At 69.0% G+C, this 13,169-nt stretch carries 14 protein-coding genes and 1 pseudogene; 7 read left to right on the forward strand and 8 right to left on the reverse strand.

Annotated features, from left to right (window positions below):
- Positions 1–41: 41 nt before the first annotated feature.
- The 4 genes from A5747_RS16175 to A5747_RS16190 all read right to left on the reverse strand — a co-directional run bounded on the left by A5747_RS16175 (position 42) and on the right by A5747_RS16190 (position 3,661).
- Positions 42–872 carry a 1-acyl-sn-glycerol-3-phosphate acyltransferase gene (locus tag A5747_RS16175; protein ID WP_076125966.1) on the reverse strand — a complete coding sequence of 277 codons (831 nt, stop codon included), beginning with the start codon at positions 870–872 and terminating at the stop codon, positions 42–44.
- On the reverse strand, positions 869–1,714 hold the full coding sequence (locus tag A5747_RS16180) for a GNAT family N-acetyltransferase (RefSeq protein ID WP_076125968.1): 846 nt from the start codon (positions 1,712–1,714) through the stop codon (positions 869–871). The genes A5747_RS16175 and A5747_RS16180 overlap by 4 nt, the downstream gene beginning before the upstream one ends.
- Positions 1,715–1,863: 149 nt before the next feature.
- Positions 1,864–2,820: an electron transfer flavoprotein subunit alpha/FixB family protein gene (locus A5747_RS16185; protein WP_076125971.1), complete on the reverse strand. Its 957-nt coding sequence runs from the start codon at positions 2,818–2,820 to the stop codon at positions 1,864–1,866.
- A gap of 40 nt (positions 2,821–2,860) precedes the next feature.
- On the reverse strand, positions 2,861–3,661 hold the full coding sequence (locus tag A5747_RS16190; protein WP_076125973.1) for an electron transfer flavoprotein subunit beta/FixA family protein: 801 nt from the start codon (positions 3,659–3,661) through the stop codon (positions 2,861–2,863).
- 192 nt (positions 3,662–3,853) lie between these two features.
- Between A5747_RS16190 and A5747_RS16195 the strand changes: the two genes are divergently transcribed.
- The 4 genes from A5747_RS16195 (at position 3,854) to A5747_RS16210 (ending at position 8,094) form a co-directional block, all read left to right on the forward strand.
- Positions 3,854–4,663 carry a bifunctional 2-polyprenyl-6-hydroxyphenol methylase/3-demethylubiquinol 3-O-methyltransferase UbiG gene (locus tag A5747_RS16195; protein ID WP_076125976.1) on the forward strand — a complete coding sequence of 270 codons (810 nt, stop codon included), beginning with the start codon at positions 3,854–3,856 and terminating at the stop codon, positions 4,661–4,663.
- Between the two features lie 20 nt (positions 4,664–4,683).
- Positions 4,684–6,246, forward strand: a complete 1,563-nt coding sequence (locus A5747_RS16200) for a glycoside hydrolase family 57 protein (RefSeq protein WP_076126023.1) — start codon at positions 4,684–4,686, stop codon at positions 6,244–6,246.
- Positions 6,243–7,487: a glycosyltransferase family 4 protein gene (locus tag A5747_RS16205; protein WP_076125978.1), complete on the forward strand. Its 1,245-nt coding sequence runs from the start codon at positions 6,243–6,245 to the stop codon at positions 7,485–7,487. Before A5747_RS16200 ends, A5747_RS16205 begins: the two co-directional genes overlap by 4 nt.
- A gap of 91 nt (positions 7,488–7,578) precedes the next feature.
- A complete protein-coding gene (locus A5747_RS16210; protein WP_076125981.1) occupies positions 7,579–8,094 on the forward strand; it encodes a TspO/MBR family protein in 516 nt (171 codons plus the stop codon).
- Here A5747_RS16210 and A5747_RS16215 read toward each other — a convergent pair.
- The gene (locus tag A5747_RS16215; RefSeq protein WP_076125984.1) at positions 8,072–8,680 is read right to left on the reverse strand and encodes a hypothetical protein; all 609 of its coding nucleotides are present in this window, start codon (positions 8,678–8,680) and stop codon (positions 8,072–8,074) included. The two genes, A5747_RS16210 and A5747_RS16215, sit on opposite strands and share 23 nt — an antisense overlap.
- A gap of 189 nt (positions 8,681–8,869) precedes the next feature.
- Between A5747_RS16215 and A5747_RS16220 the strand changes: the two genes are divergently transcribed.
- A complete protein-coding gene (locus tag A5747_RS16220) occupies positions 8,870–9,412 on the forward strand; it encodes a DUF4333 domain-containing protein (protein ID WP_076125987.1) in 543 nt (180 codons plus the stop codon).
- A 13-nt stretch (positions 9,413–9,425) separates the two neighbouring features.
- On the opposite strand, the gene A5747_RS16225 is transcribed toward A5747_RS16220, so the two are convergent.
- Entirely contained in the window at positions 9,426–10,163 is a 738-nt protein-coding gene (locus A5747_RS16225) for an acyltransferase (RefSeq protein WP_076125989.1), read from the reverse strand.
- 140 nt (positions 10,164–10,303) lie between these two features.
- Between A5747_RS16225 and A5747_RS16230 the strand changes: the two genes are divergently transcribed.
- Together A5747_RS16230 and A5747_RS16235 are read left to right on the forward strand one after the other, a co-directional pair.
- The gene (locus tag A5747_RS16230; protein ID WP_198938206.1) at positions 10,304–11,581 is read left to right on the forward strand and encodes a PQQ-binding-like beta-propeller repeat protein; all 1,278 of its coding nucleotides are present in this window, start codon (positions 10,304–10,306) and stop codon (positions 11,579–11,581) included.
- Complete coding sequence (locus tag A5747_RS16235) at positions 11,578–11,925, forward strand: hypothetical protein (RefSeq protein ID WP_076125995.1); 348 nt, start codon at positions 11,578–11,580, stop codon at positions 11,923–11,925. The genes A5747_RS16230 and A5747_RS16235 overlap by 4 nt, the downstream gene beginning before the upstream one ends.
- A 10-nt stretch (positions 11,926–11,935) precedes the next feature.
- Here the strand turns inward: A5747_RS16235 and A5747_RS16240 are convergent, their stop codons facing one another.
- Entirely contained in the window at positions 11,936–12,616 is a 681-nt protein-coding gene (locus A5747_RS16240) for an esterase (protein WP_076125998.1), read from the reverse strand.
- 75 nt (positions 12,617–12,691) lie between these two features.
- Positions 12,692–13,169 (reverse strand): annotated as a pseudogene (locus tag A5747_RS16245) (class I SAM-dependent methyltransferase); the annotation flags it as partial.

The raw sequence follows: 13,169 nt of genomic DNA on the forward strand, positions 1-13,169 counted from the left end.
GACCCGCCCCACGATACCTGCAGGCCAGGGCTGCCCCGAACCTAGGAAGCCACCAGCACGTGGCCCCGACCCGACTGCTGCTCCGGGCGCCGCGACACTCCGACACCCACGGCCCACTGGCAGCGGCGGGCCAGCGCCCGCCGATCGGCGCCCGGTAGCTGCAGGGATTCGACGTGAACATGCGCCCAGGTGCGGCGCACGGTGAGCAACCGGCAGATCGACCGCCACAGGGTGTCGTCGCCGACGAAGGCCGGGGCGGTGGAAACGGCGCCGTCGGCGTGGTGGTAGGTCAACCGAATCGGCTGCACCGGGCGGCCGGCGTCGATCGCGGCCTGGAACATCGCCGGATAGAAGGACCCACAGGCGACACCGCACCAGGTAGTGCCTTCGGGGAAGGCCACCACGGTCTGACCGGCACGCAGCCGATCCGCGACGGTGTCGACCACCCCAGGCAGCCGCCGCAGACTGGCCCGCTCGATGGGGATGATCTTGAGCATGCGCGCCAGGGGTCCGGTGAACATGTCCGCGCGGGCCACGAACGCCCCCGGCATCACCGAACCGATGGCGAAGACGTCCAGCCAGGACATGTGCGGGCTGACCACCAGCACTCCGCGCAGGTTGCGAATCGGGCTGCCCGACACCCGAATCCGCGCGCCGAAACAGCGCAGCACCGCGCGGCAATAGAAGCGCTGTAGCCGCAGCTGGCCCGGCAGCGGCACCAGCGCCAGCGGCACCCCGGGCGCCAGCAACACGGCCAACATGACGCGAAGCGTCACCCGCAGCACCTCCCGCCACCGCGACGACGCGGTGCCCACACCCACGCAGCTGCTGTCGCACGTCGCGCGGGGCAGCCAGGCGTGGGCGGCGGTCATCGTGCGCCGGCCATCTCAGCGGCCATCTGAGAAGCCGCCGACACCGACCGCAGCCGCTTGAGATATCGGGTATCGGCCCGTCGTTTGTCCAGCAGCACGCAGAAGTCACCCACGCCGAAATCCGGGTCGTGCGCCGGCTCGCCGCAGACCTGCGCGCCCAACCGCAGGTAGCCACGCATCAGCGCCGGAACCGACGGCCGCGGCGGCGCGGGAATCTCATCGAGGGCCCGCCCGTCGACGCGCACCGGCAGGTGCGGCTGGACGCGGTACTGCGGCGGCGCGGCGTGCCGGCTCAGGATGAAGTCGCGGACGCCGCGCAGCTGGCTGCCCGGCACGTCACCGTCCGATTCGGCGCCGATGGGCACCGACACGCAGCCCGTCACGTAGTCGTAGCCGTAGCGGTCCAGGTAGGCCAGGATGCCCGCCCACATCAGCAGCACCACGCCGCCGTTGCGGTGACCGTCGCGCACCACGGCGCGCCCCATCTCCACCAGCGACGACCGCAGCGGGTCGAAGGCGCGCACGTCGAATTCCGTTGCGGTGTAAAGCCCCCCGGCCGCGATCGCCCCGGCCGGCGCCAACATCCGGTAACAACCCACCAGCTCACCTGTGTCGTCGTCGCGGACCAGCAGGTGATCGCAGTATTCGTCGAAGCGGTCCGCGTCGACGTGGTCGGCCGTCGGCAGCGCGAAGCCCGGTGTGCTGGTGAACACGTCGTAGCGGAGCCGTTGCGCCGCCTCGATCGAATCGGTGTCGGTGGCCAGCAGCAGCGAGTAGCGCGGTGCGGACGAACCGATCGCCTCCGGCTGGTCGCTGGCTATCAGGACAGAAGCAATGCTCATGTCAACAACGTCGCGCAGTCGATGTACCGATCGGCGTCGCCGCTGTGACGTGTCGGTGCACGTCAGGTGACGAAATGTCGCGGAAATAGTGGCGAAAACAACAGCCCCGCGGGTAATCCGCGGGGCCGTTGGTTAACTCGGGGGTGCCGTCAGCCCTTGCGGGCCTTGATCGCGTCGGTGAGCTGCGGGGCGACCTTGAACAGGTCACCCACCACGCCGTAGTCGGCGATCTCGAAGATGGGCGCCTCTTCGTCCTTGTTGACCGCGACGATGGTCTTCGACGTCTGCATGCCCGCGCGGTGCTGGATCGCACCGGAGATGCCCAGCGCGATGTAGAGCTGCGGCGACACCGTCTTGCCCGTCTGGCCGACCTGGAACTGGCCTGGGTAGTAGCCGGAGTCGACGGCGGCGCGTGACGCCCCGACCGCCGCACCCAGCGAGTCGGCCAGCGCCTCGACGACATTGAAGTTCTCGGCGCTGCCGACCCCACGGCCACCGGAGACCACGATGGTGGCCTCCGTCAGCTCCGGGCGGTCACCGGCGACGGCGGGCTCGCGCGACGTGATCTTCGTGGCGTTCTCGGCGGGAGCCGGCACCTCGACGGTGACCTGCTCGCCGGCACCCGCGGCCGGCTCGGCGTCGATGGCGCCGGCTCGGACCGTGATCACCGGGGTGTCGCCGTTGGCCTGCGCCTCGACGGTGAACGCTCCACCGAAGATGGAATGGGTGGCCTTGGCGCCCTCCTTGACGTCGACCACGTCGACGAGCAGACCGGAACCGATCCGGGCGGCGAGCCGTCCGGCGATCTCCTTGCCGTCGGCGTTGGCGGCCAGCAGCACGGCGGCCGGCGCGTTGGACTCCGCCAGCGCGGCCAGCACGTCGACCGTCGGGGTGATCAGGTAGTTGTCGACGGTGTCGGACTCGGCGACGTAAATCTTGGCGGCGCCGGCCTCCTTCAGCCCGTCGGCCAGCGGCGCGGCCGTGCCGGGCGCGCCGACCACGACGGCGGCCGGCTCACCCAGCGCGCGGGCGGCGGTGATCAGTTCGGAGGTGACCTTCTTCAGGGCGCCTTCGGCGTGCTCGACGAGCACCAATACTTCAGCCATGGGTTATATCGCTCTTCTCGTTGGATGACGGGCGTGGGGTTCAGATGATCTTCTGGCCGACCAGGTACTGGGCGATCTGGTTGCCGCCTTCACCCTCGTCGGCGACCTTCTCGCCCGCGGTCTTCGGCGGCTTCGGCGTCGACGACAGCACCGTGGTGCCGGCATTGGCCAGCCCGACCTCGTCGCCCTCGACCCCGATCTCGGCCAGCGTCAGGACAGTGACTTCCTTCTTCTTGGCGGCCATGATGCCTTTGAAGGACGGGAAGCGCGGCTCGTTGATCTTCTCGTTGACGCTCACGACCGCGGGCAGCGTGGCCTCGAGGGTGAACACGCCGTCGTCGGTCTCGCGCTCGCCGATGACCTTGCCGCCCTCGAGCGACAGCTTGCGCAGGTGGGTGAGCTGCGGCAGCCCGAGGTACTCGGCGATGATCGCCGGCACCGCCCCGCCGACGCCGTCGGTGGCCTCGTTACCGGCGATGACCAGCTCGGTGCCCTCGATGGTGCCCAGCGCGCGGGCCAGCGCCCACCCGGTCTGGATCACGTCCGAGCCGTGCATGCCGTCGTCCTTGAGATGGACGGCCTTGTCGGCGCCCATGGACAGGGCCTTGCGGATCGCCTCGGTGGCGCGCTCGGGACCCGCGGTCAGCACGGTCACCGACCCGTCGACGCCGTCGGCGGCCTCTTTCTCGCGAATCTGCAGCGCCTCTTCCACGGCACGCTCGTTGATCTCGTCCAGCACCGCGTCGGCGGCCTCGCGGTCCAGCGTGAAATCGCCGTCAGTGAGCTTGCGCTCCGACCACGTGTCTGGGACCTGCTTGATCAGGACCACGATGTTCGTCATGAGTGTGGTTCGTCCTCCTCGAAGGAGTTCCGCAGTGCGCGACTGCGGGAACTCGGTACACGTTTAGCAACGCACAGCGGTATTACTACGAGGTAAGTTTGTGCGTTCTGCACTCACACCATAGCGGGTCGTAGTGCACGTTCCTTCGGCCCGGTTCGCGAATCGGACACTTCGCGTTAGCCTCCCTATGCAATGAGCGCATTCGTCCCCGACGTCCCGCAACGCGTCGCCGGCAACACCTCGCCGGCGCCTGACGCGGTGTTGACGCTGACAGGCGAGCGCACGATCCCCGATCTGGACATCGAGAACTATTGGTTCCGGCGCCACGAGGTGGTCTACGAACGGCTTGCGCCGCGCTGCGCCGGGCGCGACGTGCTCGAGGCCGGATGTGGCGAAGGTTACGGTGCCGACCTGATCGCGGGCATCGCCCGCCGGGTCGTCGCGGTCGACTACGACGAGACCGCGGTGGCCCACGTCCGCGCCCGCTACGCCAGGGTGGACGTCATGCAGGCAAACCTGGCCGACCTGCCGCTGCCCGACGCGTCGGTGGACGTCGTGGTGAACTTCCAGGTGATCGAGCACCTGTGGGACCAGGCCCAGTTCGTGGCCGAGTGCGCCCGGGTGCTGCGCCCGTCCGGGTTGTTGATGATCTCGACGCCCAACCGCATCACGTTCTCCCCGGGTCGCGACACCCCGGTCAATCCGTTCCACACCCGCGAACTCAACGCCCGCGAGCTGACCGAGCTGCTGGTCGACGGCGGTTTCGGCGAGGTGTCGATCAGCGGTGTGTTCCACGGACCGCGGCTGCGTGAGATGGATGCCCGGCACGGCGGCTCGATCATCGACGCGCAGATCGCGCGGGCGGTGGCCGACGCGCCGTGGCCGCCCGAGCTGGCCGCGGACGTCGCCGCGGTCAGCACCGACGACTTCGACATCGTCGATTCCAGCGTGCGTGACATAGATGACAGCCTCGATCTCATCGCGATCGCGGTGCGCCCGTGAGCATCGACCGCGTGCCCGGGATGTTCACCCTGGTGCTGCACACCCACCTGCCCTGGCTGGCCCACCACGGGCGCTGGCCGGTCGGCGAGGAATGGCTCTACCAGTCCTGGGCCGCGGCGTACCTGCCGCTGTTCCGGGTGCTGCGCACCCTGGCCGACGAGGACCGGCACCGGAACATCACCCTCGGCGTCACGCCGGTGGTCAACGCCCAGCTCGACGACCCGTACTGCCTCGACGGCATGCATCACTGGCTGGCCAACTGGCGACTGCGGGCGTCCGAAGCGGCCAGCGTGCGATCCGCGAGCGGATCCAAGTCGGCCGACTACCAATCGTGCACACCGGAAGCGTTGCGGGCCTTCGGGATTCGCGAATGCGCCGAGGCCGATGACGCGCTTGAGGATTTCGCCACGCTGTGGCGGCACGGGGGCAGCCCGCTGCTGCGCGGCCTGATCGACGCGGGCACCGTGGAGCTGCTCGGCGGCCCGCTGGCCCACCCGTTCCAGCCGCTGCTCGCGCCCCGGCTGCGCGAGTTCGCGCTGCGCGAAGGCCTGGCCGACCCGCAGCTGCGGATGGCCCACACCCCCGGCGGCATCTGGGCGCCCGAATGCGCCTACGCCCCCGGCATGGAACATGACTACGCCCCGGCGGGCGTCACCCACTTCATGGTCGACGGCCCGTCGCTGCACGGCGATACCGCGCTGGGCCGGCCCGTCGGCGACACCGACGTCGTCGCGTTCGGGCGCGACCTGCAGGTCAGCTACCGGGTGTGGTCGCCGAAGTCCGGCTATCCCGGCCATGCGGCCTATCGCGACTTCCACACCTATGACCACCTCACCGGCCTCAAGCCGGCCCGGGTCACCGGCCGCAACGTGGCCTCGGAGGCCAAGGCGCCCTACGACCCCGAGCGGGCCGACCGCGCCGTCGATGTCCACGTCGCCGACTTCGTCGACGTGGTGCGCGCCCGACTGTTGTCCGAGTCGGAGCGCATCGGGCGACCCGCCCACGTGGTCGCGGCGTTCGACACCGAACTGTTCGGACACTGGTGGTACGAGGGCCCGACGTGGCTGGCGCGGGTGCTGCGCGCCCTGCCCGCCGCCGGTGTTCGGGTGGGCACACTGAGCGACGCGCTGGCCGGCGGATTCGTCGGCGATGCCGTCGCCTTGCCGCCGAGTTCGTGGGGCTCGGGCAAGGACTGGCAGGTGTGGGCCGGCGAGCAGGTCGCCGATCTGGTCCAGCTCAACACCGAAGTGGTCGACACCGCGCTGAGCACCGTGGACAAGGCCTTGGCACAAACGAGGTCGCAGACGGCATCGCTGGACGGCCCGCTCCCCCGCGATCGCGTCGCCGATCAGATCCTGCGCGAGACCCTGCTGACCGTCTCCAGCGACTGGCCGTTCATGGTCAGTAAGGACTCGGCCGCCGACTACGCCCGCTACCGTGCGCACCTGCATGCGCACGCGACCCGCGAGATCGCCGGGGCGCTGGCGTCGGGCCGGCGCGAGACCGCGGAGCGCCTGGCCGACGGCTGGAACCGCGCCGACGGCCTGTTCGGCGCCCTGGACGCCCGAAGGCTGCCCCGATGAAGATCCTCATGGTGTCGTGGGAATACCCGCCGGTGGTGATCGGCGGGCTCGGCCGGCACGTGCATCACCTGTCCACCGCGCTGGCCGCGGCCGGTCACGACGTCGTCGTGCTGTCGCGCCGTCCGTCGGGCACCGATCCCAGCACGCACCCGTCGTCCGACGATCTCAGCGAGGGCGTCCGGGTGATCGCGGCCGCGCAGGATCCGCACGAATTCAGCTTCGGTGCCGACATGATGGCCTGGACCCTGGCGATGGGTCACGCGATGATCCGCGCCGGCCTGCGGTTGAAGAAATACGGCAGCGACCGGGCGTGGCGTCCCGACGTGGTGCACGCCCACGACTGGCTGGTCGCCCATCCGGCCATCGCGCTCGCCGAATACTACGACGTGCCAATCGTTTCCACGATCCACGCGACGGAGGCCGGGCGGCATTCGGGCTGGGTTTCCGGGGCGATCAGCCGTCAGGTGCACGCGGTCGAGTCATGGCTGGTACGTGAATCCGATTCGCTGATCACGTGTTCGGCGTCGATGACCGACGAGATCACCGAATTGTTCGGTCCGGGTCTGGCCGAGACCACGGTGATCCCCAACGGCATCGACGCCGCACGCTGGCCGTTCGCGCCCCGTCGTCCCCGCACCGGGCCGGCCGAGCTGCTCTACGTCGGGCGGCTGGAGTACGAGAAGGGTGTGCACGACGTGATCGCCGCGCTGCCGCGGATCAGGCGCACGCATCCGGGCACCACCCTGACCGTCGCCGGCGAGGGCACCCAGCAGGACTGGCTCGTCGAGCAGGCGCGTAAACATCGGGTGCTCAAGGCAACTCGGTTCGTCGGGCATTGTGATCACAACGAGCTGCTGGCGTTGCTGCATCGGGCCGACGCCGCCGTGCTGCCCAGCCACTACGAACCGTTCGGGCTCGCCGCTCTGGAGGCCGCCGCGGCCGGCACCCCGCTGGTGACGTCGAACATCGGCGGCCTGGGCGAAGCGGTGATCAATGGCAAGACGGGGGTGTCCTGTCCGCCTCGCGACGTGGCCGGGCTGGCCGCCGCGGTGCGCGCCGTGCTCGACGACCCGCTCGGCGCGCAACGACGCGCCGACGCCGCCCGCGAGCGGCTCACCTCCGACTTCGACTGGGGGACCGTGGCCAAGGAAACGGCCCAGGTTTACCTGGCCGCCAAACGCCGTGAACGGCAACCACAGCCGCGGCTGCCCATCGTCGAGCACGCCCTGCCGGACCGGTAGGCATATCTGCGTCGTTGTTGGGTAGCTCTGCAACTACCGCCAAACCTGTTGAGCAGCAAGCGGACTTGGCCCGGCATGAACGGAGCACCGTATGAACAGCTCAACACTGGCCGCGACAACGCTGGCCGTCGGCGCGGCAGCCGGCACCGGAAGCATCGCCAGCCCACGCCGTGTCCCTACCTGGTACGCACGGCTGCGCAAACCGCGATACCAACCACCCGGAGTCGTCTTTCCAGTCGTCTGGACAGCCCTCTACACCGACATCGCCGCCACGTCGGCGGTGGCTATCGACGGGTTCCGCCAAGCAGGACAGCACGACAAGGCGCGTCGCTATGCCGCGGCGTTGGGAGTCAACCTGCTCCTCAACGCCGGATGGAGTTGGCTTTTCTTCAGGTATCACAAGCTCGGCGCATCCGCCCTCGGTGCAGCGGTCCTGACGGCCAGCAGCGCGGACCTCATCCGCCGCGCGACGCAGGCCAAACCGCAAGCCGGGCTGGCACTTTCGCCTTACGGATTGTGGTGTGCCTTCGCCACCGTTCTGTCCACCCATATCTGGCGGCTCAACCGCCCTACTGAAACCGGCCTCAGCCGGAAAGCTTGTTCTTGACCGCGCCGTCCTGTTGCTGGGCGACCGTAAGGGCGTAGTCGGTGGGCACGTCGTCGCCGGGCGCGCCGTCGAATTCCAGCGTGACGAACGCCTTGCCCTCGGTGAACAACAGCACCGTCACCTCCTTGGACCTATCCGGCGACGTGCCGGCGACGATCGTGCCCCCGTCGCCCACCGAAATCGGCTGCGGGTTACCGCCGGTCACCGTGTTGCCCAGCGACGCGACCGACCCGCTCATCGCGTTGGCCGCGGCCCCGGCGTCGGTCAGGATCAGGACCGTGTCGCCGATTCGGGTGCTGTCATCCTGGTTTTTGAAAACCACCGCCGCGCCGGGCATCGCGTTCGGGTTTTGGACGGGCGGCTCCGCCGGGGTGAAGACGTTGGGCGGTGTCGTGCTGACGTCGCTGCCCTGAATCAGCAGGGCGGTGTAGTCGGTGCCGGCGGCCGGCATCGACATCGACACCGCGGACGTCGACGTCGAGGGTGTCGACGCCATCGTGGACGTGCCGCTGCAGGCGGCCACCACCATGCCGGCCAACACCGTGGCCCCCGCGACGCTCGCAACCGCGATCACCCGGCTCGTCATTCGCGGCACCCCCTCCGCTGTGTTACCTCGGTACCGTAACCAACCGCCGCGCGGTTGGACCAGCAAAGGCCCCGGTGCGAGATCGCCGTTCGGCTGATGTTTACGCAATCCGCCCACCCGAAGATGTCTGGCATGCAATTATCAGCCGATTCACAGTTGCCCACAGTCGCACAGCCCACGGGAGGCGTTATGGCTCAGTCGATCGTTCGGACGTTGCTGGTTTCCGGAGCAGCAGCGGGCCTGATGGCCGGCGTAGCCGCGTGTTCGTGTTCGGTGTCGTCGTCGCACACTGTCAGCAAAAGCGATGTCGCCGGCCAGATCACCTCGAAGATGACGGACCCCGCGGGCAACAAGCCCGAGTCGGTGAACTGCCCCAGTGACCTGGACGCGAAGGTCGGGGCGCAGCTGAACTGCGAGATGAAGGCGGGCGGGCAGACCTACAACGTCAACGTCACCGTCACCAGCGTCAACGGCAGCGACGTCAAGTTCGACATGGTGGAGACAGTCGACAAGAACCAGGTCGCCAAGACGATCAGCGAGAAACTCACCCCGCAGCTGGGAAGCAAACCCGATTCGGTCACGTGCCCCGACAACCTCAAGGGCGTCGAGGGCGCGACGCTGCGCTGCCAGCTGACCACTAGCGGGAAGAACTACGGGGTGAACGTGACCGTCACCGGCGTCGACGGCGGGACCGTCAACTATCGCTTCGAGGTCGAAGACCAGCCCTCGTAAGACCCGAAATCGGTTAGCGGGCAGCCTTTTTGCGTTCGATATCGGCCAGCGCGGCCGCCAGTTCCGCGCGCTGCGCGGCCGAGCTCTCCCAGGACAGCTGCCGGTTCTTGACCACCTTGGCCGGCGCGCCGACCGCGATCGAGTAGTCGGGCACCACGCCGCGAACCACCGCGTGCGATCCCAGCACGCAGCCGCGTCCGATGGTGGTGCCCCGCAGCACGGTCACCTTGACCCCGACCCAGGTGTCGGGCCCGATTCGAACCGGGGACTTGACGATGCCCTGATCCTTGATCGGCAGGTTGATGTCGTCCATGCGATGGTCGAAATCGCAGATGTAGCACCAGTCGGCCATCAGCGCCGAATCCCCGAGCTCGATGTCGAGGTAGCAGTTGATGACGTTGTCGCGCCCCAGCACCACCTTGTCGCCGAAGCGCAGCGAGCCCTCGTGCGCGCGGATCGTGTTCTTGTCGCCGATGTGCACCCAGCGGCCGATCTCCAGCTGCGCCAGCTCGGGTGTGCAGTGGATCTCGACGCCCTTGCCGAGAAACACCATGCCGCGGGTGATGATGTGCGGGTTGGCCAGCTTGAACTTCAGCAGTCGCCAGTAGCGCACCAGGTACCACGGGGTGTAGGCGCGGTTGGCCAGTACCCACTTCAGCGAGGCCAGCGTGAGGAACTTGGCCTGGCGTGGGTCGCGCAACATCGATCCACGCCAACGGCGATGGAGCGGAGCACCCCACATGGTCGTCATGGCCGGAGAGCTTATCCGAGCCGCCACGGGTTACCCTCACCTGTACTCGATCGCTGCTCTGGAAACGAACCAACGGCCGCGGAAGGATTTGGGAAATCGAGGTGCTTGCCCGACAACTCGGTCTTCGGCGTTGGTCATTCGTGGGGGCGGCCGCCGCGCTGATCGTGGGACTCGGCGGTTGCGGCAACACCGACTCCTGGGTGCAAGCCTCGGCATCGCAAGGCTGGCCCGCGCAATACGCCGACTCGGCCAACAGCAGCTACACCCCCACCAGCGGCGCCACCAAGCTGTCGCTGCAGTGGACGCGGTCGGTCAAGGGCAGCCTGGCCGCCGGACCCGCGCTGAGCGCACGCGGTTATCTCGCCCTCAACGCGCAGACCCCGGGCGGATGTTCGCTCATGGAGTGGGAGAACGACAACAACGGCCGGCAACGCTGGTGCGTCCGGGTGGTCCAGGGTGGCGGCTTCGCCGGTCCGCTGTTCGACGGCTTCGACAATCTCTACGTCGGGCAGCCCGGCGCCTTCCTCTCCTTTCCGGTGACGCAGTGGACTCGCTGGCGCCAGCCGGTGATCGGAATGCCCACCACACCAAGGTTTTTGGGTGATGGTCAACTGTTGGTCATCACGCACCTGGGTCAGGTCCTGACGTTCGACGCCCACCGCGGCATGGTGGTGGGCAGTGCGCTGGATTTGGTCGACGGTGTGGACCCGACCGATGCGACGCGCGGGCTGGCCGATTGCGCGCCGGCGCGGCAGGGCTGCCCGGTGGCGGCGGCCCCCGCCTTCTCGCCGACCGGCCAGATGGCGGTGATCGGCGTCTGGCAGCCGGGTGCGGTGGCCGCGGAACTGGTTGGGCTGAAATACCATCCGGGCCAGACGCCGCTGCTGACCCGCGAGTGGACCAGCGACGCGGTCGGCGCCGGCGTGATCGCCAGCCCGGTGCTCTCCGCCGACGGGTCGACCGTCTACGTCAACGGCCGCGACCAACGGCTGTGGGCGCTGCACGCCGCCGACGGGAAGGTGAAATGGTCAGTGCCGCTTGGTTTCCTGGCGCAGACGCCGCCGTCGGTGACCCCGCAGGGGCTGATCGTGGCCGGTGGCGGACCCGATACCCGGCTCGCGGCCTTCAAGGATGCCGGCGATCACGCCGATCAGGCTTGGCGGCGCGACGACGTCGGCCCGCTGTCGTCGTCGAGCCTGGCCGGTGGCGGCGTCGGCTACACGGTGGTCGGCACGCCGCCCGGGCAGGGCGCGCCCGGCATGTCGCTGCTGGCCTTCGATCCGGCCAATGGCCACACCCTCAACAGCTATCCGCTGCCCGCGGCCACGGGATATCCCGTCGGGATTTCGGTCGGCGTTGATCGCAGGGTGGTGGCGTGCACCAGCGACGGCCAGGTCTACGGATTCGGGCCGGCATGAGCGCCGATCGACGCGGCAGGCCCGCGGACGTCGCCGCGACCGTTGTCCTGCTGATCGTGCACGGGGCGCTGTTCGGGGTGACCATCGTGCTGCTCGGCCTTTTCGTCATGGTCACCGACCCGTGCGGTTCCGTGAAATGCGGCGACCCGGCCTGGATCGACCGCGCCACGACCTTGGGGATCTGGGGCGGCGCCGCGGTCTTGGTCGCCGACTTCGTGGTCTCCGTATATCTCCTGGTGCGCCGGCGGCGGGCGTTCTTCGTCCCGCTCATCGGCTGCGTGGCACAGGTGGCGCTGGGCATCGGTGCCGCGGCGATGGAGTGGCTGGCCGGCCCGGTGCAGTGACCAGGCGGCTCTAGACGGCCAGGGGCGGGATCGCGTTGCGCGGCACCTGGGCCTGGACGGGACCGGCGACCGCCGGGAGCATCTCACCGGGGGCGAAATAGAAGATCAGCTGGTCGTCGGTGATGGCGAAGTTCTGGTAGTGCGACGGGTCGTGCCCCGTCGACGGCAGGATGGCGGCACCGAACGCGCTCTGATTTTCCAGGTCGCGCTGCACCAACGGGAAGATGCTGTCCAGCGGCGTCGTGCCGGGCGCGAACAGGTTGTCGAAGGTGATGGGCTGCTTGGTCGCCAGGTTGTAGTTGAACGCCTTGTACCAGATGGACGGATGCGATCCGCCGAGGTCCTGGAAGAACTTGAGCACCACGCTGCGGGTGCGGGGCGGCTGACCGGAGGTGCGTTGGTCGGCGCTGGTCTCCATTTGGTAGGGCTGGTCGCGCCCGCCGGACGTCTGGGCGACGTTGAGGAAGCCGTCGCGGTTTTGGGTGATGTAGTCGGTCAGCGCCTGTTCGTCGGGGTAGTCGGCGGGGAACGTCATGGTGATGGCGTAGGTGGACCCCGTGGTGTGCACGTGGCACAGCTGGGTGTCGTCGACGGTGCCGCCCATCCCGGCGCACGTCGCCGGCGCGGCGGCCGCCGGCCAGCCCAGCAGGGCCACCGCGGCCAGCACGGTGCTCACTATCAGGTAACGCATCGTTCGAATTTGTCCCTCGCAAAATTACGCAGGCGGGGCGCCTGGAAGATCGATGGCAGCCAGCCTACCTGGGCACTATCGAGAGGCGCGGCAGACGAAGGCCGTCGCATGGCTCGCGGGTCCGGAGCCGACCCGGGTGACGATAACCGACAGGGATTCCCCGCCGCGCAGCCGCAGGCGGCGCCGCAGCCCGTCGGGGTCGATCCGCACGCCCCGGACCAGGATCTCCAGCGCCCCGCAGTCCCGTGCGGACAGCGCCTGCCGAAGGCGGCGCTCGTCGAACGCCAGCTGCTCGAGCACCTCGAAGCCGCGGACCGCCGGCGGCAACTCGGCGCCGGACAGGTAGGCGATATCGGGATCGAGTTGCCACAGCCCGTGCCGCGCGCCGTAGTGGCGCACCAGGCCGGCCCGCACGACCGCGCCGTCGGGGTCGACGATCCATCGGCCGGCGGGCCGCGTCGGGCAGTCGGCGGGCTCAGCGTCGGTGATCTGCTCGCCGACATCCAGGACGCTCGCTCGACGACGCACACGCGGCTCGGCCAGCCCGGCCGAC

The organism is Mycobacterium sp. IS-836 (genome assembly GCF_001954275.1).
Classification (GTDB): Bacteria; Actinomycetota; Actinomycetes; order Mycobacteriales; family Mycobacteriaceae; genus Mycobacterium.

Excerpts from the sequence above, each read along its gene's own strand:
- A5747_RS16175 (WP_076125966.1), bottom strand. The coding sequence starts at position 872 with ATGACCGCCGCCCACGCCTGGCTGCCCCGCGCGACGTGCGACAGCAGC.
- A5747_RS16180 (WP_076125968.1), bottom strand. The coding sequence starts at position 1,714 with ATGAGCATTGCTTCTGTCCTGATAGCCAGCGACCAGCCGGAGGCGATC.
- A5747_RS16185 (WP_076125971.1), bottom strand. The coding sequence starts at position 2,820 with ATGGCTGAAGTATTGGTGCTCGTCGAGCACGCCGAAGGCGCCCTGAAG.
- A5747_RS16190 (WP_076125973.1), bottom strand. The coding sequence starts at position 3,661 with ATGACGAACATCGTGGTCCTGATCAAGCAGGTCCCAGACACGTGGTCG.
- A5747_RS16195 (WP_076125976.1), top strand. The coding sequence starts at position 3,854 with ATGAGCGCATTCGTCCCCGACGTCCCGCAACGCGTCGCCGGCAACACC.
- A5747_RS16200 (WP_076126023.1), top strand. The coding sequence starts at position 4,684 with ATGTTCACCCTGGTGCTGCACACCCACCTGCCCTGGCTGGCCCACCAC.
- A5747_RS16205 (WP_076125978.1), top strand. The coding sequence starts at position 6,243 with ATGAAGATCCTCATGGTGTCGTGGGAATACCCGCCGGTGGTGATCGGC.
- A5747_RS16210 (WP_076125981.1), top strand. The coding sequence starts at position 7,579 with ATGAACAGCTCAACACTGGCCGCGACAACGCTGGCCGTCGGCGCGGCA.
- A5747_RS16215 (WP_076125984.1), bottom strand. The coding sequence starts at position 8,680 with ATGACGAGCCGGGTGATCGCGGTTGCGAGCGTCGCGGGGGCCACGGTG.
- A5747_RS16220 (WP_076125987.1), top strand. The coding sequence starts at position 8,870 with ATGGCTCAGTCGATCGTTCGGACGTTGCTGGTTTCCGGAGCAGCAGCG.
- A5747_RS16225 (WP_076125989.1), bottom strand. The coding sequence starts at position 10,163 with ATGACGACCATGTGGGGTGCTCCGCTCCATCGCCGTTGGCGTGGATCG.
- A5747_RS16235 (WP_076125995.1), top strand. The coding sequence starts at position 11,578 with ATGAGCGCCGATCGACGCGGCAGGCCCGCGGACGTCGCCGCGACCGTT.
- A5747_RS16240 (WP_076125998.1), bottom strand. The coding sequence starts at position 12,616 with ATGCGTTACCTGATAGTGAGCACCGTGCTGGCCGCGGTGGCCCTGCTG.